This window comes from Aeromonas sp. FDAARGOS 1419, assembly GCF_019047045.1.
Taxonomy (GTDB): domain Bacteria; phylum Pseudomonadota; class Gammaproteobacteria; order Enterobacterales; family Aeromonadaceae; genus Aeromonas; species Aeromonas veronii.
Genome location: NZ_CP077209.1, coordinates 4,157,819 through 4,179,146, shown reverse-complemented (window position 1 = coordinate 4,179,146; position 21,328 = coordinate 4,157,819). Strand labels below are relative to the sequence as shown.

Genomic DNA, 21,328 nt, shown 5'->3' with positions numbered 1-21,328 from the left:
GTCGCTCTCCTTATGCCTTGATCTGTTCAAAGTGATACTTGCCAGTCTTCAGGCTGCTGGGGCCAAGACGGGCATACTTGAACATCAGGTACATCTCGATAACCAGAAGTACGGTATAGAACAGGCAGATACCGATCAGAGAGAACCAGATCTCGGCTGCAGGCAGGTTGGATGCAGAGAGGGAAGTCGGCAACACCTCTGCAATGGTCCAGGGTTGGCGACCATATTCAGCAACAAACCAGCCAGCTTCGATAGCGATCCACGGCAGCGGGATACCCCACAGCAGACCCTTGAGCAGCCACTTGCGCTTGCCGATCTGGTGGCGGGCACTGTCATAGAAGGCCATACCAATCAGCACCAGCATCAGCATGCCGACGGCAACCATGATGCGGAAGGCGAAGAACAGCGGCAGTACCTGCGGGATGGAGTCATCCACGGCGGCCTTGATCTGCTCGTCTGTAGCATCGGTCACGTTGCTGGTGTAGCGCTTGAGCAGCAGACCGTAGCCCAGATCCTGCTTCACTTCGTCGAAACGAGCGCGGGTCTCGTCAGACTTGTCACCGGATTGCAGCTTGGTCAGCAGGTCGTAAGCGGTCATACCGTTGCGGACGCGCAGTTCGTGCTCGCTCTTCAGATCCTTCAGACCGGTTACCTGACCGTCCAGAGAACGGGTCGCGATAATGCCCAGTGCATAGGGGATCTTGATGGCGTAGTCGGTGCGCATCTCTTCCTGATTCGGAATACCGAACAGGGTAAAGGCGGCCGGAGCAGGTTCAGTTTCCCACTCGGCTTCGATAGCGGCCAGTTTCACCTTCTGCACTTCACCGGTCTCGTAACCGGATTCGTCACCGAGGATCAGCACGGACACGATGGAAGCCATACCGAACGCGGCGGCAATAGCGAAGGAGCGACGGGCGAACGCCACATCACGATTCTTCAGCAGATAGTAGGAGGAGATACCCAGCACAAACATGGCGCCACAGGTATAACCAGCCGCCACAGTGTGGACGAACTTGACCTGAGCAACCGGGTTGAGCACCACGTCAGCGAAGCTCATCATCTCCATTCGCATGGATTCGAAGTTGAACTCGGCACCGACCGGGTTCTGCATCCAGCCGTTGGCGACCAGGATCCAGAGGGCGGAGAGGTTGGTACCCAGCGCCATCAACCAGGTGGCAGCCAGATGCTGATGCTTGCTCAGACGATCCCAACCAAAGAAGAACATACCGACGAAGGTGGACTCCAAGAAGAAGGCCATCAGCCCTTCGATAGCCAGCGGGGCCCCGAAGATATCGCCGACATAATGGGAGTAGTACGCCCAGTTCGTCCCGAACTGGAACTCCATGGCCAGACCTGTGGTGACCCCCAAGGCAAAGTTGATACCAAACAACTTACCCCAGAATTTGGTCATGTCCCGGTAGATGGTGTTGTTGGTCATCACATAGACGGATTCCATGATAGCCAGGAGAAAGGCCATTCCCAGCGTCAGGGGTACAAACAAAAAGTGATAAAGGGCCGTCGCAGCGAACTGGAACCGCGATAGGTCTACCACATGCTCAGCAATCATGATGTTTCCTCACCGATTATTGGCACGGCTATTTTAAGTTTTAAGCACAAAGCTTCCGTTGGAGGTTAGCGAATGAGCCTTATTGGGACGTGTCACAACAAAACGCGTTCAGTAACCACTGGCATTAACAACAAGGCAATACGAGAACACAAATAAAGCTAATGTTTAACAATTCCAAAACAATCAGCCTAAATTTATTCTCGCCCATGATGACCGGGTTTTTATATCACCTTTATTTGATTGAAATCAATGTAAAAGGACCCGCCATACATGGCTTTGAAAGGCATTTTTAATCTATTTCACGATTATTGACGCGAGCCAGATCACAAAACACGATAAAGCGTAAAACATTGATTTAAATCAATTTAAGAATTTAACATCCCGCCACTCGGTTTAATTTGAAAAGCGTGAATGACGCGCCTTTTTCCATGTTATCCGAGTCAGGCAATCTGATTCGAAAACTCAATTTAAAATTGCAAAGAATGCATACTCATGCGAACCAATTTCATCAATAAAGACATTAGATAAACTAATTTGAAGAGTACAATTTTTCTTGTTTGCCGGGGTCGATTCGAACTCCTACAATGCGCCTCGCAGTGAGGGCATACCCTTGGATACAGGCCGGTTAATCCGGGTTCACGGTACGTATTCGACGATCAATTTGAACCTGTCTATTGGAATCGAAGATGAAAAAGTTTGTTGCTAAAACCATCCGTTACTACAAGCTTTCCTTTGTTCAGCTCTATCAACTGAACCGACTCTGAGAGCTAGCGACGGCTCACCTGTTTATTTTCCGGTCTGTGTCCAGACGCACTCACTGTCTGTGAACATCCATCCTGAATTGTCTTTGCCCACCGCATCCGCCGTGGGCTTTTTTTTTGCCCGGATAATAAAAAACCGCCTTTGACGGCGGTTTCATGTTCAAACGACTGTTTTTACTTCTCATCTGGTCGCTGAAGACCGAAATGAGCGTAGGCTCGTGTGGTCGCAATCCGTCCTCTGGGTGTACGTTGCAGATACCCTTGCTGGATCAGATAAGGCTCCAGCACATCTTCGATAGTATCTTTCTCTTCCCCGATCGCGGCGGCCAGATTATCGAGACCCACCGGGCCCCCCATAAACTTGTCTATCACAGCCAACAATAACTTGCGGTCCATGAAGTCAAAACCTTCATTATCGACATCCAGCATGTCCATGGCGCGGGCAGCAATGGGGCCGTCGATCCGGCCATCGGATTTCACCTGGGCAAAGTCGCGCACCCGCCTTAACAAACGGTTAGCAATCCGCGGCGTGCCGCGAGAGCGACGGGCGACCTCAATGGCACCATCTTCCGTCATGTCTAGCCCCAGACAACGGGCACTGCGGGAGACGATATCGGTCAGGTCCTTGACGTTGTAGAACTCCAGCCGCTGGACGATGCCGAAGCGATCCCGCAGCGGGCTGGTCAGTGAACCTGCCCGGGTGGTAGCGCCAATCAGGGTGAAGGGAGGCAGATCCAGCTTGATGGAGCGAGCTGCGGGTCCCTCCCCGATCATGATGTCGAGCTGGTAATCCTCCATCGCTGGATAGAGCACCTCCTCCACCACAGGGCTGAGGCGATGGATTTCATCGATGAACAGCACATCGTTCGGTTCGAGGTTGGTGAGCAGCGCGGCCAGATCCCCTGCTTTCTCCAGTACCGGGCCGGAGGTGGTCTTGATATTGACCCCCATCTCGTTGGCGACGATGTTGGCGAGGGTAGTCTTGCCCAGACCCGGCGGGCCGAAGATCAACAGGTGATCGAGCGCTTCACCCCGCTGACGGGCCGCTTCGATAAAGATCTCCATCTGTTCGCAGACGGTATCCTGACCGGTGTAGTCAGCCAGCTTCTTGGGGCGGATAGCCCGGTCAATAATGTCATCCTCACGGGCGGCACTGGCCGAAATGAGGCGGTCTGCTTCAATCATCAACTACCTCATACCAGGCTACGCAGGGATTCACGGATGATATCTTCCACCGACATCCCCTCTTTGGCGATCTTGCTGACAATCTGACTCGCCTGCTGCGGCTTGTAACCTAGGGCCACCAGCGCACTGGCCGCCTCCTCGGTCACATCCGGTGCCCGCAATTCGGGCTCACTGGCTGGCAAGGTGACCATGGCCGGGGAGAAGAGGTCGTGACTAACCCACCCTTTGAGGCGATCCTTCATCTCCACCACCAGACGCTCGGCGGTCTTCTTGCCGACTCCCGGCAGTTTGACCAAAGAGCTTATCTCTTCACGTTCGACACTCAGCACAAACTGGGTAGCTGTCATGCCGGAGAGAATAGCCAGCGCCAGCTTGGGGCCGACTCCGTTGGTCTTGATCAGCTCGCGGAACAGTGCCCGCTCCTGTTTGTGGTTGAAACCATAGAGCAACTGGGCATCTTCCCGCACCACGAAGTGAGTATGGATGGTCGCTTCCTTGCCGATCTCCGGCAAATCATAGAAGCAGCTCATCGGCATCTGTACCTCATAGCCAACCCCGCCCACTTCCAGCAGGACCTCGGGGGGCTGCTTTTCAATGACAATGCCTCTCAAGCGACCAATCACGGCTCTCTCCTCACCAATACAACTATTCGTAAATTGGCTCATAGCATAAAGAATAACTGGATAAGTATCCAGCATAGGGCAGCAACACCCTTGTGGTCAGAGAGGCTTTTTATCCAATTTTCCACCATGCTTGATCGGGTGCAGCCAGTGCACGGGATGTTTCAGCGCCGCACCGGCCCCCGAGCGGGGGATAAACCACTACACTAAACCCGTTCGGAACCGAAACTGGTGCCAATGTCGATACCAAGGAAGGCCATCACATGAAAATTGTTACCACCTCCAATCTGGGTCTTGCCATATTGCTCGGCTGTACGCTGGGCATGGGGGTCGTTGGCTGGTATGGCAGCCAGCGGCTAGCCAATCTGCTCTCCTATGTCCTGGGCGCCGCCTGGCAGACCGCTGACGGTGCCATGGAGGGCTCCATAGAGCTGGGCAACCAACAGCTACAGATTCAGAAGATGCAAAACGGAACCCCGCTCAATCGCGCCGAACTCGATGCAGCCAAGGCTGCGACCGATGACGCGCTGGCCCGGGTCAGCCAGGGGCAACTCATTGATGGTGCGGCCCTTGCCACCATGGAACAGCACAAGCAGGATTATCAACAGCAACAAGAGAAGCTGCTGGCGCTCTATCACGCCTATACCGAGGTCGATCAGGCCCTGCATCATAACGCCGATCTGATGGCCCGCCTCTCGACCCAGCTGGAGGTGATCGGCGATGGCGCGGTCGAGGCGCTGACCCAATCCCCCGACCAGACCATCAGCTGGAACAGCGGCCTCTCCACCCGTTGGGAGGCGGCCGACGGGGGGATGGAATCCAACATAGGCTTTTTGCGCCAACTCTATGCGCTGGAGAAGATGCGCAGACAAGGAGTCACAGAGGCGATCAAGGTCGAGTTGAAAGAGGCGACCGATTTCTACCACGAAGCGATCGACAGCATGCTCGGCACCGGGCTGTTCGATATCGAGGGAACCGGCGAATTTGCCGGCAAAACACTGTCGGCAGAGTATCGCGCCCTGTTGGCCCGGCATCAGCAACTGATGGGACAGTGGGTCGATGCGCTCGGCAGCTATCAGGCCCAGCAGTCCGCCTATGAGGTCAGTGCCGATGAGCTGCGACAACAGCTGGTTGCCATCGAGGAGAGCGGCGATGCCACCGTCGAGGATCAGGTGGCCCAGCTCAACGGCATCATCAGCCAGACCCGAACCCTGCTGCTGGGTGGCCTGCTGCTGAGCCTGATCATGGTCACCCTCTGCGGCTTCTGGCTGACCCGCAAGCTGGTGACCCCGCTGCTGCAAGTGGACAAACGAATGCAGGATATCGCCGCCGGCGAGGGAGACCTCAACGCCCGCATCAACCTGCAACGTGATGACGAGATAGGCTCGCTGGCAAACAGCGTGGATCGTTTCATCGAGAAACTGCAGAAGATGATCAGCTCCACCATGGACAACAACCAACACATCAGCGAGCACGTTCACACCTCGGTCAACCGGGTGGAGGCAATCAGCCAAAGCAGCCGCCAGACCGCCGAACATGCGCTGGCCCTGCACCACGACAGTGAACAGATGGTGCAAGTCGCCACCGGTATCTCGGACAACTGCAGCATGGCGGCCCACAATGCCAATGAGGTGCGCCAGCTGACCACCGAGAGCAGCCAGTATGTCGCCTCCGCCAGCGCGGGCATGCAACGGGTGGTACAGGAGGTGAGCGAGTGTGCCATCGCCATCAACTCCCTCAAGGAGCAGGCAGGTCAGATTGGCCAGATTATTTCCACCATCAGCGGTATCTCGGAACAGACCAACCTGCTGGCCCTCAATGCGGCCATCGAAGCGGCCCGCGCGGGGGAGATGGGGCGTGGCTTTGCGGTGGTTGCGGACGAGGTGCGCACCCTAGCCAATCGCACGGCGACATCAAGTGCCGAAATTAGCCAGGTGATCAGCAGTATCCAGCAGCAGACCGAGACCGCCTATCTGATGATGCAGCGCAACCTCAAGACGGTAGAGTCCGGCATGCAGGACTCCGAGAATACCAAGCAGATCCTGTTCAAGGTGGAAGGCGCCATCGACCAGCTGGCCGACATGGTGCAGCAGGTGGCCGTGGCTACCGGGCAACTGTCACACACCCTGAGCCACTCCTCTGACAAGGTCTCCGGTATCAGTCTACAAGCCAGAACCGGCGAACAGGAGGCACAGGAGTGCCTGCAGCTCGCCTCCTCGCTCCATCAAGCTAGCCTGATGCAACAGCGCCTGCTTTCCCAGTTCAGGGTCTGACCCCTTTCAATAGCAAAGATGCCACTCATGTGAGTGGCATCTTTTTGTTACCAGTCGCTCATTCCTGCCGCCTTAACTTCCTCAACGTCCTATGGCCAGTTGAACAGCCAGGCTCAGCATGATGATGCCAACCAGCAGATCGATCCCCTGCTGCACCCGGCCGCGGGCCAACCAGGGCGCCAGTGCCGCAGCACCCAGCGCCAGCGAGTAGAACCACACCAGCGAGGCCAGCATGGCACCCGCAGCAAAGGCCGGACGCAAGGACTCGCTTACCTGACTGCCAAGGGAGCCGAGCAGCATCAGGGTATCGAGATAGACGTGAGGATTGAGCAGCGTAACTCCCAGCGTCATCGCCAGCACGCTTTTGGCCCCCATCTGCTGAGCAGAATCGGCAAGTCCTTCCCCTTTACCGCGCCAGGCACTGAGCAGGGAACGGCCACCAAACCAGCCGAGAAACAGCACGCCTCCCCAGGTGAGCAGTGCCATGCCGAAGGGGCTGGCGGCCAGCACATTGGCCCCGCCAAATACGCCGATAGCAATCAGGGTGAGATCGCAGAAACTGCAGAGCGTGGCCGTCAGCAGATGGTGATTGCGATGGATGCCCCGACTCAGCACAAAGGCATTCTGGGCGCCGATGGGGATGATCATGGCCAGACCGATGGTGAAGCCTTGTAATGTTGTTGCGAGCATCATGGAGAGCACCGTTCGAAATGATGAATGAGCGGCACTATAGCGATGGCGGTTCCTTCTTAGAAATTCATTGATTTACTGATTGATTCATTTTGCTAATAAAAACCGGCATACCCAGCCGCTGTTCCAGCCCTTGTCAATTACCGGATCTGACAATTGTGACCCTCAGAGTGCGGCAGGAGAATCTGTTGCGCCTGCGGGCTCAGCCTACTGCAGCAATCTGGGGAAGTTGGTAACCACGACTTGCTCCAGATTGGGTAGCAACAGCCCCGTACTAACCCCTTTGGCAATGGCCTGATAGCGGTTCATTGAGCCGGTTTTGCGGGTGACCTGATTGAGATGGTAATTGACCGTGCGCTCCGTGATCCCGAGGATGCAGGCGATCTCGCTAGAGGTCTTCCCTTCGCTGGCCCAGAACAGGCACTCGGTCTCGCGCTCGGTCAAGGGGTCTTTCCCCGCACTGTCCATCATGCTGAAACGCACCACCCGAATGGCCGCCTCGAAGATGTAATTGGACATCCAGGAGAGGATCGGCGAGGACTCCAGCAGCAGGTCGCTCGAGGCCCGCTCGGAGGTGATGAAGGAGAGAATACCGTTCTCCCCGGCTGCACCGTGCAGAGGGAAGGAGATGCCGTTACGCAACCCGAACTCGGCGGCCAACCCCATCACGTCCATGGTTCCCTCCTGCAGAAAACTGGCCCGCTCATCGAGGCGGTTCCAGTAAATGGGCAGCGTCTGCTTGCGTGCCAGCCGGATCACCGGATCGCACGCCAGCATGTTGTTTTCGGTATAGGCCTGCACCCAGGAATCGGGGCACTGGTTGAACAACACCACCTTGGGCCTTTGCATCGACATCGGCAGGATCAGGGCGAAGCGATAGTAGTCATAGCCCATCCCGAGCGTAAAGCGACCGATCAGTTCGGCCAGACGATTGCCGTCCGTCACCGAAGTGAAATGTTCGAGGTACTCAAGCAGTTGGTCTCTGTTCATATGAAAGCCCCCTTGGCCAGACATGTGATTATAACGGCGAATAGCAAGATAGAGGGTCCATAATGTTGGTTTTTAAAGGAAAATTGAGAGAACATCCACGAAACGAGGTGGAGAATGAACTCTATCGCTTTCGAAATCGCGTCTTTTCCGACCGGCTAGGCTGGGATGTCGAGTCTCATCGGGGCTTGGAGCGTGACAGCTTCGACACGCCAGACACCCATTGGGTGCTGATCGAGGACGAACAAGGGCTGTGTGGCTGCATTCGTCTGCTCAACTGTGCCGATGCCTATATGCTGCCCACCATCTTCCCCACCGCCCTTGCCGGTGAAAGCGCACCACGCACCCCCGATGTCTGGGAACTCACCCGTCTGGCTATCGATGCCCAGCGCGCACCGCGCATGAGCAATGGCGTCAGCGAACTCACTTGCGTCATCTTCCGCGAGGTCTATGCCTTCGCCCATGCCCACGGGATCCGGGAGCTGGTCGCCGTCGTCAGCCTGCCGGTGGAGCGCATCTTCCGCCGACTTGGCCTGCCCATCGAGCGGCTCGGTCATCGGCAGGCAGTCGATCTGGGTGCGGTAAGGGGCGTTGGCATCCGCTTCCATCTGGATGAGCGCTTCGCGCTGGCGGTCTCCCAACCTCTGCTGGGCCATTATCAAACCAGCCATTATCCACTGCAGCAACCGTCACCGGTGCTGGCAGTTCACTCATAAAAAATCCCGGGAAAACAGACCCGGGATAAAGATGTCGCTACGATCTGCGCAGGGCTACCCCATGCGGCACCAGAGAGTATCCTCCCTCAATGGCCTGACCACTACTGTCAAAAATCACAGCGCAACGCCCCTTCCACCGCCCATTGTTGTCCCCTGCCGAGTGACGTAGAGTCAGCCCTTGGGCAACGGAAGGGGGAGAAGATGAAAGAGCTGGACTACAAACTGCTGCGGGCGCTGGATGCGGTACTGCAGGAGCAGAACTTCGATAGAGCGGCCAAGTCGCTCCATATCACCCAGTCGGCCATCTCCCAGCGGATCAAGCAGTTGGAGCAACAGTTTGCCGAGCCGCTGCTCATTCGCAGCCAGCCGCTGCAGGCCACCGCGCTCGGCCAGAAGCTGCTGGCCCACTATCGGCAGGTACATCAGCTTGAGCTCGAACTGGCGGGGGAGCTGACCCCCGACCAGCCGCAAGAGCCAATCCGGATCAGTATCGCCGTGAACGCTGACAGCCTGGCCACCTGGTTTTTGCCCGCCATTGCCCCCTTGTTGAAACAGCACCCCATCGAACTCAACCTGCTGGTCGATGACGAGAGCCGCACCCTCGACAAGGTCCGCGAGGGTCAGGCCTTTGGTGCGGTCAGCCTGCATCCCCAGCCGCTGGCGGGTTGCTGCGTCGACGAGCTCGGTGAGATGAACTATCTGCTTACCGCCAGCCCCGCGTTCGTGGCGCGACACTTCCCCCACGGTCTGACCCGGGAGGCGCTGGCCAAAGCTCCGGCAGTGGCCTTCGATCAACGCGACGACATGCATGTCAGCTTCATGACGCAACACTTCGGGCTGGAGCCCGGCGGTTATCCCTGCCATACGGTCCACTCGTCAGAGGCCTTCGTCGCCATGGCAGAACAGGGGCTGGCCTACTGTCTCATTCCCGAATTGCAGATAAGAGGCCAGCTGGCTGGCGGGTCACTACTCAACCTCAGTCCCGACCACGTTCTGACGGAACGCCTCTACTGGCACCGCTGGGTACTGGAAAAGGGGGTGCACAAGCAGCTCTCCCAACGTCTCATCGACCATGCCAGATCTCAGTTGAAACCACGCTGAGCAGGCCATTCACCTTGGCTTTGCAGGGCTAAAAACGTATAGTGCTGGGCGATCCTTCATCAGGTCTCCACCCAGGTTTTCACTTCAGGTTCCTCACTTATGTTCCAAGACAATCCGCTGCTGGCCCAGCTCAAGCAACAAATCCGCGAAAACATCCCCAAGAAAGAGGGTGTTATCCGCGCCTCGGACCGGGGCTTCGGCTTTCTGGAAGTCGATGAGAAGACCAGCTATTTCGTGCCGCCTCCCTACATGAAGAAGGTGATGCACGGTGACCGGGTGACCGCCCTGATCCGCACCGAAAAAGAGAAGGAAGTGGCCGAGCCGGATACCCTGCTGGAGCAGTCCGTCACCCGCTTCGTGGCCCGGGTCAAGATGTTCCGTGACCGCCTCAACGTGGTTGCCGACCATCCGCTGATCAAGGATGCCATCAAGGCCCGCGTCAAGAAGGGTCTGGATGAGAAAGAGTTCAAGGAAGGTGACTGGGTGGTAGCTACCCTCAAGCGCCATGCGCTGGTCGACGGCAACTTCTCTGCCGAGATCACCCAGAAGATTGCAGCCCAGGAAGATCACAACGTACCCTGGTGGGTGGTGCTGGCCCGCCACAATCTGGCCCAGGTCGAGCCGGCTGATTTGCCGGAGTGGAAGGTGATCGAAGAGGAAGAGCTGCCTCGTCGCGATCTGACCGCAGTCCCCTTCTTCACCATCGACGGTGCCAAGACCAAGGATATGGACGATGCGCTGGCCATCACCAAGCTGGACAACGGCTGGGAGCTGCTGGTCGCCATCGCTGACCCGACCGCCTATGTGGCCGAAGGGAGCGAGCTGGACAAAGAGGCCGCCCAGCGCGCCTTTACCGTCTACATGCCGGGCCGCAACGTGCCGATGATCCCGCGCACCCTCTCCGACGAGCTCTGCTCCCTGAAAGAGGGTGAGGAGCGTAACACCCTGTGCGCCCGTCTGCTGATCGCCGAAGATGGTCTGCTGCTGGAGGAGACCGAGTTCTTCGCCGCCCGCATCTGCTCCCACGCCCGCCTCAACTATGACGATGTCTCCGACTGGGCCGAACATGGCAAAGAGCTGTCTATCGACGCAGGCGTACTGGCCCAGCTGCCGCTGATGAAGGCGATGACCGAAGCACGCATCGCGTGGCGCACCGAGCATGCGCTGGTGTTCCCGGATCGTCCCGACTACGACTTCGAGCTGGGCGAGAATGGCGAAGTGCTGGCCATTCACGTCGAGCCGCGCCGCATCGCCAACCGCATGGTGGAAGAGTCGATGATCGCCGCCAACATCTGCGCCGGTCGCGTGCTGGGCAAGAGCGTCGGTTACGGCATCTTCAACGTTCACACCGGCTTTGACGAAGAGTCCCTCGACGGCGCCATCGACCTGCTGAAGAGTGCCGAAGCCCCGTTCGAGCGCGACGAGATCGCCAGCCTCTCCGGCTTCTGCGCCCTGCGCCGCTGGATCGACAACCTCGACACCCGCTGGCTGGATGGCAAGATCCGCCGCTTCCAGAGCTATGCGCTGATGTCCTCCGAACCGGGCGCCCATTACGGTCTGGGTCTGGATGCTTACGCCACCTGGACCTCCCCGATCCGTAAATACGGCGACATGGTCAACCATCGTCTGCTCAAAGCCGTCATCGCCGGCAAGACCCCAGGTGAGCGCCCGAGTCAGGAGCTCACCGAGCATCTGACCGCCTGCCGCCGCCTGCACCGCATGGTGGAGCGTGACATCGGCGACTGGCTCTATGTTCGCTACCTGAAAGCAGCGGCTGGCACCGATCAGGTATTCAACGCCGAGATCATCGACGTGATGCGTGCCGGTCTCAAGCTACGTCTGCAGGAGAACGGCGCCGTGGTCTTCCTGCCTGCCCGCCATATTCTCGACAACAAGGATCGACTGGAGTGCAACTGGGACAACGGTCGCGTCTATCTGGACAAGACCGAAGTGGTCTACGAGCTCGGCCAGATCATCGAGGTGAAGCTGACCGAAGCGGTGGAAGAGACCCGCTCCCTTATCGCCAAACCGGCTGTGGATCTGGTGCCGGGCCCGGCACCGGAAGCCCTGGCGACCGAGAGTGCGCCAGCCGATAGCAGTGAAACGCCCGCTGAGGCTGCCCCCAAGGCAGAATAAGCCACGTAGAATCATCTGATCTGCCCGAGAGCCCGCCATCGTGCGGGCTCTTTTTTGCCCGGCATCCCGCCCTACAAGCTGCCATATATACTGTTATGGCACACAGTTCTATCCACGATTGGCAGAGAACACAGTGAATGTCTCCAACAGCAGGGCTGAAAGCAACCATTATGTGCGCCGCCTCTCCTTTCTGACATATTAATCAAGGAGAAATATGTCTATACTCGCTTGGGTACAATCCAAGGGATATTGGTATGCAGGAATGGGACCCGGAACACTTCACCAACTTCGCTCAGTTATGCGAAGTGAGCCTCGCCACCATCCGTGAAAAGACCGATGCCGAACGCCTCTACCTCTGGCTGAAAGCCCCCGAGCCGCAGCTCTACAGTTTTCAGCTCGATCACGGGCTGACCACGCTTGATCTCGCCCATCTCGGTCAACTGACCCTGCCCCACCACCTGATCGACAAGGCGATGGAGAAGGGACAACTGGTGATCGAACAGCTCCAAGCACCGCCGGATCCCGGCGAAAATGTGGAGCCCGCCCAGCCGCAGTTACGCGCCTGTTTCCCTCTCAAGCGTCACATGAAACTGGAAGGGGTCATCTATCTGGAGACCCGCCGCCGCATCGACCGCCTCTCCTCCCACCAGCGTCAGGGAATCCAGCTCCTTATCCACTATCTGACTGCCGAGCTCAGCAATCACCTGCTCTCCAGCCAGGTCAATCAGGAGCGGGACCAGCGGCTCCATACCCAGACCGATCTGGTACAGAGTCAGGCACTGCAGGGCTCCTTCCTCACCATGTTGCAGGCGCTGCACATGGTCAGCGTCACCCTCTCCCGCAGTCGCAGCGAGAACGATCTGCTGCGGGATGCCGTGCTGCTGGCCCGCAAGGAGCTGCAATTCGATCGGGTCGCCATCTTCCTGATCGAACCCGATGGCAAAACCATGCGCGGCACCTGGGGCACCAGCGAGGACGGTGAGCTGATGGATGAACACAACTTCATCAGCCCCATTCCGGATCACCCCACGGTGCAAGAGGCGCTCAGGCGCAAGGATTACGTGCTGGTGATGGAAGATACCCCCCTCTACTACGAGAAGCAGCAGGTGGGCCGTGGCTGGAACGCCATGGTATCGCTGTGGGATGGCACCACCCCCATCGGCTGGATCGCCGCCGACAACCTGCTCTGGCACCGTCCGCTCAAAGCCTATCAGAGCGAGATCTTCAAACAGTACGCCGCCATCCTGTCACAACTGCTGATCCGTCAACGTACTCAGGAGCAGCTGGAAACCCTCAACCGCCAGCTGGAGGCCCGAGTCGCCGAGCGCACCATGCAACTGGCCGAGACCAACCGTGCGCTGGAGGAGGCCAATCACCGCCTCTCCCTGCTGTCGCTGGAAGATCCCCTCACCGGCATCGCCAACCGGCGCCAGTGGGACATCACCATGCAGCGGGAGTGGGAGTGGGCACGACGCACCCAGAACCTGCTGGCGGTATTGATGATCGACGTCGACGAGTTCAAGGCCTACAACGACCACTTCGGCCATGCCAGGGGGGATCTCTGCCTGCAACAGGTGGCCCATGTGCTGCGGGATGCAGAGCGGCGCTGCACCAATCTGGTCGCCCGTTACGGTGGCGAGGAGTTCGTCATTCTGCTCTGCGCCCCCCAACCCGGTGAGGCCGAACAGCTGGCCGGACGGATCCACGATGGTCTTGCCCGCTTGAAAATGCCCCATCCCGCCTCGCGGGTTGCTGATTTCATTACGGTTAGCATAGGCTTTAGCTATCTGGTTCCCTCCCAGGACGGAGCATGGCAGACCCTGACCGAACAGGCTGACCAGGCGCTCTACCACGCCAAGTCACAAGGGAGGGCCCGCACTCTGGCCTATCGGTGATCCCATGCTGTTGCGTCGCTACCCCATCTTCAATCGTCGCCTGGCTCTGGTGGCCTACGGAATCGACTATCAGCTCAGCTCACCGGCCGAATGGCCTTCACTGGCGCAACATTGCCGCCTGCTGGCGCAGGGGCGTCAATATCTGGTGCCCTTCACCCACGAACAGCTCGATGAACAGCGTCCCCTGCTGCTGGATCAGGACGCGATCCCGCTGGTTGAAGCCTCTAGTGAACGCCAGCCCAACTCGTTCCCGGTGCTGGAGCAGTGGCGTGACAGCCGGCGCAGACTGGCGGTGCATGGCGCCAACCGGGATCCGCGCTGGCTCGGCGCCAGCCGCTTGCTGGTGTACTGGATGGGGGAAGAGGGGATCTGCCAGCCCACCGAGCACAAGCGGATGGCGCTTAACATCGAAACCTGGGCGGATTTTCTCCCGCTGCGGGAGGCGGGGGTCGACTTCTTTGCCGGCGGCTTTCTCGCCCGTCCCGAGCTGGTCAATCAGCGGGCCAACCAGCCCGATATGGCGCTGGTACAGCAGATCCTCCAGCTCATCTGCCACGAAGAGTTCTCCTTCGCCCAGGTAGCCCGCCTGCTGGAGCAGGATGCCTGGCTGCCCGGCCTGCTGCTCACCTACGTCAACGCCCCCGGCTTCGATCATGCCGCCCCCATCACCTCGGTGCCCCGCGCCCTCTCCTATCTGGGGGAGCAGGAGATTCGCAAGTTCGTACTGATCAACGGTCTGGCCCGGGTAAGCCAGCATATGCCCGAAGCCTGCACCCGCATGGCCATCGCCCGCGGCCGCTTCTGCGAGTTGATTGCCCTCACCGCCCTCGGTAAAGCGGAGGCAAGCTGGGCCTTTCTGGTGGGACTGGTGCTCGATGGCTCCCTGCTGTCGGAACCGCTGATGGCCCACCTGCCCAAGAGCGTGCAGCGCGCCATCGAACTGCACGAAGGGCCACTCTTTCATCTGTTTCAGCTGGTCAGCACCTATGAACAGGGCAACTGGGCCCTGTTGGAACAGCTTGCCCCCAAATATCAACTCGATCCGGCCCAGCTCACCCCCGTCTATTTTCAGTCACAAATGTGGGGGCAAGCGTTTCTCACCAGCTAGGTGATGGCGAGGCGGGGAGCCACTGGCTAGAATGGGTTCCCTTTTTTCAGAGACTGACCCGCACCATGACGCTTTCCGGATACCAAGGCCTGGTCTTTGACCTTGATGGCACCCTGGTCGACTCCATGCCGCTGCACCTCGCCGCCTGGGAACACACTGCCCGCGAGTTTGGCTTTCACTTCGACGCCGACTGGTTCTATGAGCTGGGGGGCATGCCGAGCCGCAAGATAGCCCTGCTGGTCGCACAGGAGCAGCAGCTCCCCCTCGATCCCCTCGAAGTCACCCGCTGCAAGACAGCCCACTATGTGGCCAACCTGCACAAGGCGACCGTCTTTCCGGCCATGCAGGCGCTGGTCGAGCGCTATCATGGCGTCATCCCGATGGGGATCGGCACCGGCTCGCCCCGCGTCAACGCCGAGGCTGTGCTGCGCAACACCGGGCTGGATCGCTACTTCTCCGTGGTGGTCACCGCAGACGATGTGGAGCTGCACAAGCCCAATCCGGACACCTTCCTGCTGGTCGCCAGCAAGCTGGGGGTCGAGCCATCAGGCTGTCTGGTGTTTGAAGATACCGGTATCGGGGTTCAGGCCGGAGAGGCGGCGGGTATGCAGACCTGCATGGTCAAAGAGGGCAAGCCGGTCGGCATAACAGCGTAGTGCGGAAAAAATATCGCCCTGAAAGAGGCGATAACCGGAACCGGCTCTCATACGGGACATGAATGAAAATGAGAGCAGGTTCCGTCAGCCGCTGACGCAGGGCGCGTCAACGGGGAGTGCGAGGCAGGCGATTACTCGTTGTTGCCGCCGCCCTGATTGTCGTCATAACGACCCGGCGCACCGTGGGGGCGCGGCGCCATGGAGACACGCGGCTTGCGAGCACGCTGGATGTTCACCTGCGGACGGCCGGTGTGCATGGCGATGGTGGAGATCTTGGCCTTGTAGACCAGCTGCTGGTTACCATGAGCATCGGTCAGCAGCACGCTGTACTGGTCGAACCCGCTGATGGTGCCTTCCAGCTTGATGCCGCTCACCAGAAAAATAGCGACCTGACTGCGGTTCTTGCGCAACCAGTTGAGGGCAGAATCTTGCCCGTTCCCGAGGGAGAAGGCTTGCTCAATCGTGGAGTAGCTGGGGGATTCAGTTGTCATAAATTATTGTCCCGCGGAAAAAAAGTGGCGTTTGATTGTGCTAAATGGGCACTGGCTTGTCAAAGTCATTCTCACTCCCGCCAGCAATAGCGGCCTCCGGGGGCTGGTCGCTGACCAGCACAACTGCGATAATCGCCAGCTCTGGCTCTACCACGGGCCTTATCTGGGGTTTTATCTTGCATCCGGTTTCACACCAACACCATACCACCTATGTCCATGATGCCACTGCCTGCGAAGAGTGTGATCTGCTGATACCGGCCACACCGCTCGAGGTGGGACAGGCCAGCTGCTGCCCCCGTTGCGGACACACCCTGAGTCGCCACCTGCCGCAGCAGGAGTTGCGGCCGATCTCCTACGGGTTCGCGGCACTCATCATGTTCGTGCTCGCCAATGCCTTTACCTTTATGTCCTTCTCGGCCAAAGGGGTGGGCCAGGAGATGACCTTTTTGCAGAGCATCACCACCCTGGTGGATGAGGGCTATCTGTTTCTCGGCGCGGTACTGAGCCTGACCCTGATCGGCCTGCCGCTGGTTTATATGGGCTCCATCATGCTGGTGCTGTGGCGGATCGATAAAGATCTGCACAGCAATGCCCTGCGCTCCCTCGGCCGTCTGCTCTGCCGGATCAAACCCTGGCTGATGGTGGATGTCTTTCTGGTGGGGGTGCTCATCTCGCTGGTCAAGCTGATGGGGATGGCCGACATCAAGATGGGGCTGTCATTCTGGGCTTTCGTCGGTTACACAGTACTGCTCATCAAGATGATCTCCTCACTGGATCAGATGTGGCTGTGGCAGCGGCTGTTCGGCCCTACCGAGGAGCGGGATATCGACCCGGAAGCGGGCGCGCTGGAATCAGGTCTGGTGGGCTGCCATATCTGTGGCGCTCTGAGCGAGGTGGGCAGCCACAGCTGCTCCCGCTGCGGCGGCAAGCTGCATGCGCGCAAGCCGGGCGGCCTGAACCGCACCTGGGCGCTGCTGTTTACCTCCGCCATTCTCTACATTCCGGCCAACGTCTATCCCATCATGGATACGGTGTTTCTCGGTGATGACAGCCCCGCCACCATCCTCGGCGGTGTGGTGCTGCTCTGGGCCATGGGCTCCTACCCCATAGCGGCGGTGATCTTTTTCGCCAGCGTGGTGGTGCCGCTGGTGAAAATACTGGCGCTATTCTGGCTTTGCTATATGGTGCAGCGCGGCAATGTCACTTCCCCCCTTGGCAAGCTCAAACTCTATCGCATGACCGAATTTGTCGGACGCTGGTCGATGATCGACGTCTTCGTGGTGGCCATTCTGGCGGGCCTGATCCGGCTCGACAATCTGATGACCATCTATCCCGGCCCTGCGGCCGTCGCATTTGCAGGTGTGGTGCTGATCACCATGGTCGCCGCCATGAGTTTCGACTCCCGCCTGATCTGGGATTTACAACAAGGAGAACGCGAACGTGAGTGAGCGTAAAAAAAGGTGGAAACCGGGCTCTGACTTTCTGAGCTCTGCCGCCGCAATCTGGATGGTGCCCCTGCTGGCACTGTTCATCGGTCTCTGGATGCTGTTCCAGCACTGGTACTCCCAGGGCCCGAGTTTCACCCTGACAGTCGCCACTGCCGAGGGCATAGTCGCTGGCAAGACGGTGATCCGCTCCCGCGAAGTGGACGTCGGCCGTATCGAGGCCGTCGAGCTGAGCGATGACTACAGCCATGCCGTGCTGAAAGGACGGCTGACCAATGCTGCCTCCGGCATGCTGCGCGGTGACAGCCAGTTCTGGGTGGTCAAGCCCAGAGTGGGCCGTGAAGGGGTATCGGGTCTGAGCACCCTGCTCTCCGGCGCCTATATCGAGCTCGCCCCCGGCAAGAAAGGTCGGGCGCGGGACGAGTACGCCATGCTCGATAAACCGCCACTCGCCTCCCTCGATGCCAAGGGGCTGCGTCTCACCCTCAGCAGTCGCGACACCCGCGCGCTGGGAGAAGGCTCCCCCATCAACTATCAGGGCTTCACCATAGGTCAGGTGGAAGAGGCGAAGTTCCTGCCGGAAAAGAGCGAGATGCAGTATCAAATCTTCATCCACGCCCCCTATGACATTCTGGTGAGCAGCAACTCCCGTTTCTGGATGACCCCGGGCTTCGAGGTCTCCATGAGCAGCGAGGGGATGAAGGTGAAGATGGATTCGCTGGAGAGCCTGATCGATGGCGGCATTACCATGGGTCTGCCACCCGGCTGGGCGCCTGGCGAGCCGGTCAAACAGATGGAAGGGTTCACCCTGTTCCAGGATGAGGCGAGCGTGCTGGCCGGTAGTCTGGATCAGTTCATCGACTACGTCTTCCTGTTCGATGACAACGTGGGTGGCCTGCACCCGGGCGCGGCGGTGCAGTATCGCGGCATTCGGGTCGGTACCGTCATCTCCGCCCCCTACCTCATCGAGGACAAGGGCGTGCAGATCTTCAAGAGCCGCCAGATCCCGGTGCTGGCCCGCATCGAGGTGCAGCGCCTCTCCCACCGCTATGCCAAAGCGGAGAAGGATCAGTGGCGTGCCCTGTTCGGCAAGCAGTTCAAGGAGGGGTTGCGTGCCAGCCTCAAGACCTCGAGCCTGCTGACCGGCGGCAAGATCATCGACCTCAACTTCTATCCGGACGCGCCACGTTTCGAACAGGCCAAGCTGGCCGGTTATCAGGTCTTCCCCACCGTGCAGGGCGGGTTGGATCAGATCGAGCGCAAGGTGAACCTCATCCTCGACAAGTTTGTCGACATGGACATGGCGACCACCCTGACCAAGGTCAACGGGTCACTGACCACCCTGGATGGCACCCTGAAGAACATCAGTGCAGTCAGCGCCAACCTGAACAAGCTCACTGCCAAGGATTCCACCCAGCAGCTGCCCGCCTCGCTCAACGAGAGCCTCAAGCAGTTGCAGGAGACCCTGCAGGCCTATGATGCCCAATCGCAGACCAATCAGGATCTGCGTCAGTCGGTGCAAACCCTCAATCAGTTGATGCGCGAACTGCAGCCGCTGGTGCACTCCCTCAACGAGCAGCCCAGCTCGCTGATCTTCGATCGCGCGCATCCATCGGACCCTGAGCCCAAGCGAGGCAAACAATGAAAAAAGAGATCCTGACGCTGGCCCTGTTGGGCCTGCTGGCGGGTTGCAGCAGCCAGCCAAGCCTGCACTACTACTCGCTCGATGCCGACAGCCAGCAACCCGTGACGGCCCCGGCCCAACCGCAACACCAGTTGGTGCTGCGCCCGGTGGCACTGGCCAGCCAGCTCGACCGGATCAGTCTGGTCTATCAGCTGGAAGGGCAAGAGCTGCACTTCACCGAGTACCATCGCTGGGCCGGTGCGCTGGACGATCAGCTCAACCAGCTCACCCTTAGTGGCCTCTCCACCCGCCTGCCGGGCTGGGTGGTACGGCAGGATGGCGCCCGCAAGGGGCCGGTGCTGACCATTCTGGTGGAGCGCTTTCAGGGCCGTCATGACGGCAGCGCCGTGCTGAGCGGCCGCTGGCGCCTGCTGGCGGAAGATGGCACCGTGCTGCGCGATGCTCCCTTCCGTCAGGAGCGGGTGCTGCCGGCCGATGGCTACAACGCACTGGTGAACGAGCTGGGTCAGGGCTGGCAACAGCTGCTCGACCAGATCGCCGCCGAGGTGCGCCAGAGCGCCAGCTAATCGCCCATCCGCCGATTGCAGAGATAAAAAAACGACGCCAGCTGGCGTCGTTTTTTTGTGGGCAAGAGTCGGGGGCGACTTATGCCTTGGCGGGCAAGCTCAGGCGGGCAACCGCTTCGACGTGCATGGAGTGCGGGAACATATCGACCGGTTGCACCTCGTCCAGCACGAAGCCCTGCTTGACCAGCCAGGCGAGGTCGCGGGCCAGGGTCTGCGGGTTGCAGGAGACATAGACCAGACGGCGGGGCGCCATGGCGACCAGGGTCTGCAATACGGCCTTGTCACAGCCTTTGCGGGGCGGATCCATCACCACCACGTCAGCGGTCACGCCCTGGGCGTGCAGCTCTGGCATCAGCTGCTCCGCCTTGCCGACGTGGAATTCGGTGTGCTCGATGCCGTTGAGGGCAGCGTTGCGACGGGCATCGCTGATGGCGCTCTCCACCGACTCGATCCCGACGACCTTGGCGGCCTTGCCAGCCAGGAACAGGGAGATGGTGCCGATACCGCAATAGATGTCGAACACCGTCTCGTTACCGGTCAGCTCGGCATAATCGAGGGCGCTGGAGTAGAGCACATCGGTCTGGGTCGGGTTGTTCTGGAAGAAGGAGAGCGGCGAGATCTCGAACTCGAGTTCGTGGATCTTGTCGCGGATCACCCCTTCGCCGAGCAGCACCCGGTTGGTGGCACCCAGAATGCGGTTGGTGCGCTCATCGTTGATGTTCTGCACCAGGGTTGTGACTGGCAGATCGCTCAGGGCTGCCAACAGTTCGGCTTCGAACGGCAGCGCCTCACCCAAAGTGACCAGCACCACCATCAGCTCGCCGCTCTTGAAGCCCTTGCGGGTCATCAGGTTGCGCACGCAGCCGCTGTGGTTCACTTCGTCATAGGCAGCGATGTCATGCGCGCGCATCCAGTTGCGCACCCGGGCGTTGAGCTCCACGTGCAGCGGATCCTGCACCGCACAGTCATCGGCGGTGATGAGATCGTGAGAGTGCTTGCGATAAAAACCGATCTCGGCACCGGCATCGCAGCCACGCACCGCATATTGCGCCTTGTTGCGATAGGCGAACGGGCTTTCCATGCCAAGGATATCCTTGACCGGGGTGTCACCCAGCCCGGCCTGCTCCAGTGCGCTCTGCACCAGTGCCTGCTTGAGCTTGAGCTGGGCCGGATAGGCCAGCGGACGTACCTGACAGCCACCGCACTCGGTGTTGGGGCAGAAATCGGCAACCCGATCGGCAGAGGGCTGGAGCAGCTCGGCAACCTTGCCGTGCAGATAGTTCGGCTTGACCTCGGTCAGCTCCACCAGCGCCTGCTCACCGGGCAGCAGACCTTCGACAAACAGGGGGCGATCGAACAGGCGTCCTTTGCCATCTCCTTTGTCGGTCAGTTCCAGGATCTCGATCTGGTGTTGATGTCCCACTAACGGCATGAGCGGCTCCAAAAGTACTAAAAAATGGGGGTGATGGACGCGGAAAAGCCATGC

Annotated in this window: 17 protein-coding genes; 10 read left to right on the top strand and 7 right to left on the bottom strand. The window is 59.2% G+C overall.

Annotation, left to right across the window (positions count from 1 at the left end; translation table 11 throughout):
- Nucleotides 1–10 precede the first annotated feature (10 nt).
- From I6L49_RS19115 to ruvA, 3 genes are all read right to left on the bottom strand, one after another.
- Nucleotides 11–1,567 (bottom strand): cytochrome ubiquinol oxidase subunit I, encoded by a 1,557-nt coding sequence (locus I6L49_RS19115; RefSeq protein WP_005335743.1) that lies wholly within the window; start codon nt 1,565–1,567, stop codon nt 11–13.
- 935 nt (nt 1,568–2,502) lie between these two features.
- Nucleotides 2,503–3,513, bottom strand: coding sequence for a Holliday junction branch migration DNA helicase RuvB (gene ruvB / locus I6L49_RS19110; protein ID WP_005335744.1), 1,011 nt, complete (start codon nt 3,511–3,513; stop codon nt 2,503–2,505).
- Between the two features lie 8 nt (nt 3,514–3,521).
- Nucleotides 3,522–4,136 carry a Holliday junction branch migration protein RuvA gene (gene ruvA, locus I6L49_RS19105; protein ID WP_005335746.1) on the bottom strand — a complete coding sequence of 205 codons (615 nt, stop codon included), beginning with the start codon at nt 4,134–4,136 and terminating at the stop codon, nt 3,522–3,524.
- Nucleotides 4,137–4,396: 260 nt separating this feature from the next.
- Here ruvA and I6L49_RS19100 point away from each other — a divergent pair, with 260 nt between their 5' ends.
- Nucleotides 4,397–6,406: a methyl-accepting chemotaxis protein gene (locus I6L49_RS19100; RefSeq protein ID WP_216950161.1), complete on the top strand. Its 2,010-nt coding sequence runs from the start codon at nt 4,397–4,399 to the stop codon at nt 6,404–6,406.
- Nucleotides 6,407–6,487: 81 nt separating this feature from the next.
- Here the strand turns inward: I6L49_RS19100 and lysE are convergent, their stop codons facing one another.
- A complete protein-coding gene (gene lysE / locus I6L49_RS19095) occupies nt 6,488–7,096 on the bottom strand; it encodes an L-lysine exporter (RefSeq protein WP_127006164.1) in 609 nt (202 codons plus the stop codon).
- Nucleotides 7,097–7,303: 207 nt separating this feature from the next.
- On the bottom strand, nt 7,304–8,086 hold the full coding sequence (locus I6L49_RS19090) for a LuxR family transcriptional regulator (RefSeq protein WP_005335753.1): 783 nt from the start codon (nt 8,084–8,086) through the stop codon (nt 7,304–7,306).
- A gap of 62 nt (nt 8,087–8,148) precedes the next feature.
- Here I6L49_RS19090 and I6L49_RS19085 point away from each other — a divergent pair, with 62 nt between their 5' ends.
- The 6 genes from I6L49_RS19085 (at nt 8,149) to I6L49_RS19060 (ending at nt 15,695) form a co-directional block, all read left to right on the top strand.
- Nucleotides 8,149–8,799 (top strand): acyl-homoserine-lactone synthase, encoded by a 651-nt coding sequence (locus tag I6L49_RS19085; RefSeq protein WP_182963238.1) that lies wholly within the window; start codon nt 8,149–8,151, stop codon nt 8,797–8,799.
- 201 nt (nt 8,800–9,000) lie between these two features.
- Nucleotides 9,001–9,900 carry a LysR family transcriptional regulator ArgP gene (locus I6L49_RS19080; RefSeq protein ID WP_216950160.1) on the top strand — a complete coding sequence of 300 codons (900 nt, stop codon included), beginning with the start codon at nt 9,001–9,003 and terminating at the stop codon, nt 9,898–9,900.
- A gap of 99 nt (nt 9,901–9,999) precedes the next feature.
- Nucleotides 10,000–12,036 carry an exoribonuclease II gene (locus tag I6L49_RS19075; protein WP_216950159.1) on the top strand — a complete coding sequence of 679 codons (2,037 nt, stop codon included), beginning with the start codon at nt 10,000–10,002 and terminating at the stop codon, nt 12,034–12,036.
- 254 nt (nt 12,037–12,290) lie between these two features.
- Complete coding sequence (locus tag I6L49_RS19070) at nt 12,291–13,931, top strand: sensor domain-containing diguanylate cyclase (RefSeq protein ID WP_216950158.1); 1,641 nt, start codon at nt 12,291–12,293, stop codon at nt 13,929–13,931.
- 4 nt (nt 13,932–13,935) lie between these two features.
- A complete protein-coding gene (locus tag I6L49_RS19065) occupies nt 13,936–15,039 on the top strand; it encodes an EAL and HDOD domain-containing protein (protein ID WP_064335439.1) in 1,104 nt (367 codons plus the stop codon).
- A 65-nt stretch (nt 15,040–15,104) separates the two neighbouring features.
- A complete protein-coding gene (locus tag I6L49_RS19060) occupies nt 15,105–15,695 on the top strand; it encodes an HAD family phosphatase (protein ID WP_216950157.1) in 591 nt (196 codons plus the stop codon).
- Nucleotides 15,696–15,826: 131 nt separating this feature from the next.
- Here I6L49_RS19060 and hfq read toward each other — a convergent pair whose 3' ends face one another.
- The gene (gene hfq, locus I6L49_RS19055) at nt 15,827–16,186 is read right to left on the bottom strand and encodes an RNA chaperone Hfq (RefSeq protein ID WP_005335772.1); all 360 of its coding nucleotides are present in this window, start codon (nt 16,184–16,186) and stop codon (nt 15,827–15,829) included.
- A gap of 176 nt (nt 16,187–16,362) precedes the next feature.
- Here hfq and I6L49_RS19050 point away from each other — a divergent pair, with 176 nt between their 5' ends.
- Genes I6L49_RS19050 through I6L49_RS19040 form a run of 3 tightly spaced genes read left to right on the top strand, consistent with a single transcriptional unit; the run spans nt 16,363 to nt 19,842 of the window.
- Entirely contained in the window at nt 16,363–17,634 is a 1,272-nt protein-coding gene (locus I6L49_RS19050; RefSeq protein ID WP_216950156.1) for a paraquat-inducible protein A, read from the top strand.
- On the top strand, nt 17,627–19,276 hold the full coding sequence (pqiB, locus tag I6L49_RS19045) for an intermembrane transport protein PqiB (protein ID WP_005335774.1): 1,650 nt from the start codon (nt 17,627–17,629) through the stop codon (nt 19,274–19,276). Before I6L49_RS19050 ends, pqiB begins: the two co-directional genes overlap by 8 nt.
- Entirely contained in the window at nt 19,273–19,842 is a 570-nt protein-coding gene (locus tag I6L49_RS19040; protein WP_216950155.1) for a membrane integrity-associated transporter subunit PqiC, read from the top strand. Before pqiB ends, I6L49_RS19040 begins: the two co-directional genes overlap by 4 nt.
- A 79-nt stretch (nt 19,843–19,921) precedes the next feature.
- Here I6L49_RS19040 and rlmD read toward each other — a convergent pair whose 3' ends face one another.
- A complete protein-coding gene (gene rlmD, locus I6L49_RS19035; protein ID WP_216950154.1) occupies nt 19,922–21,274 on the bottom strand; it encodes a 23S rRNA (uracil(1939)-C(5))-methyltransferase RlmD in 1,353 nt (450 codons plus the stop codon).
- Nucleotides 21,275–21,328 lie beyond the last annotated feature (54 nt).

What these genes read in the sequence shown, in the direction of transcription:
- I6L49_RS19115 (WP_005335743.1), bottom strand. Translation starts at nt 1,567, where the DNA reads ATGATTGCTGAGCATGTGGTAGACCTATCGCGGTTCCAGTTCGCTGCG.
- ruvB (WP_005335744.1), bottom strand. Translation starts at nt 3,513, where the DNA reads ATGATTGAAGCAGACCGCCTCATTTCGGCCAGTGCCGCCCGTGAGGAT.
- I6L49_RS19100 (WP_216950161.1), top strand. Translation starts at nt 4,397, where the DNA reads ATGAAAATTGTTACCACCTCCAATCTGGGTCTTGCCATATTGCTCGGC.
- lysE (WP_127006164.1), bottom strand. Translation starts at nt 7,096, where the DNA reads ATGCTCGCAACAACATTACAAGGCTTCACCATCGGTCTGGCCATGATC.
- I6L49_RS19090 (WP_005335753.1), bottom strand. Translation starts at nt 8,086, where the DNA reads ATGAACAGAGACCAACTGCTTGAGTACCTCGAACATTTCACTTCGGTG.
- I6L49_RS19085 (WP_182963238.1), top strand. Translation starts at nt 8,149, where the DNA reads ATGTTGGTTTTTAAAGGAAAATTGAGAGAACATCCACGAAACGAGGTG.
- I6L49_RS19080 (WP_216950160.1), top strand. Translation starts at nt 9,001, where the DNA reads ATGAAAGAGCTGGACTACAAACTGCTGCGGGCGCTGGATGCGGTACTG.
- I6L49_RS19075 (WP_216950159.1), top strand. Translation starts at nt 10,000, where the DNA reads ATGTTCCAAGACAATCCGCTGCTGGCCCAGCTCAAGCAACAAATCCGC.
- I6L49_RS19070 (WP_216950158.1), top strand. Translation starts at nt 12,291, where the DNA reads ATGCAGGAATGGGACCCGGAACACTTCACCAACTTCGCTCAGTTATGC.
- I6L49_RS19065 (WP_064335439.1), top strand. Translation starts at nt 13,936, where the DNA reads ATGCTGTTGCGTCGCTACCCCATCTTCAATCGTCGCCTGGCTCTGGTG.
- I6L49_RS19060 (WP_216950157.1), top strand. Translation starts at nt 15,105, where the DNA reads ATGACGCTTTCCGGATACCAAGGCCTGGTCTTTGACCTTGATGGCACC.
- hfq (WP_005335772.1), bottom strand. Translation starts at nt 16,186, where the DNA reads ATGACAACTGAATCCCCCAGCTACTCCACGATTGAGCAAGCCTTCTCC.
- I6L49_RS19040 (WP_216950155.1), top strand. Translation starts at nt 19,273, where the DNA reads ATGAAAAAAGAGATCCTGACGCTGGCCCTGTTGGGCCTGCTGGCGGGT.
- rlmD (WP_216950154.1), bottom strand. Translation starts at nt 21,274, where the DNA reads ATGCCGTTAGTGGGACATCAACACCAGATCGAGATCCTGGAACTGACC.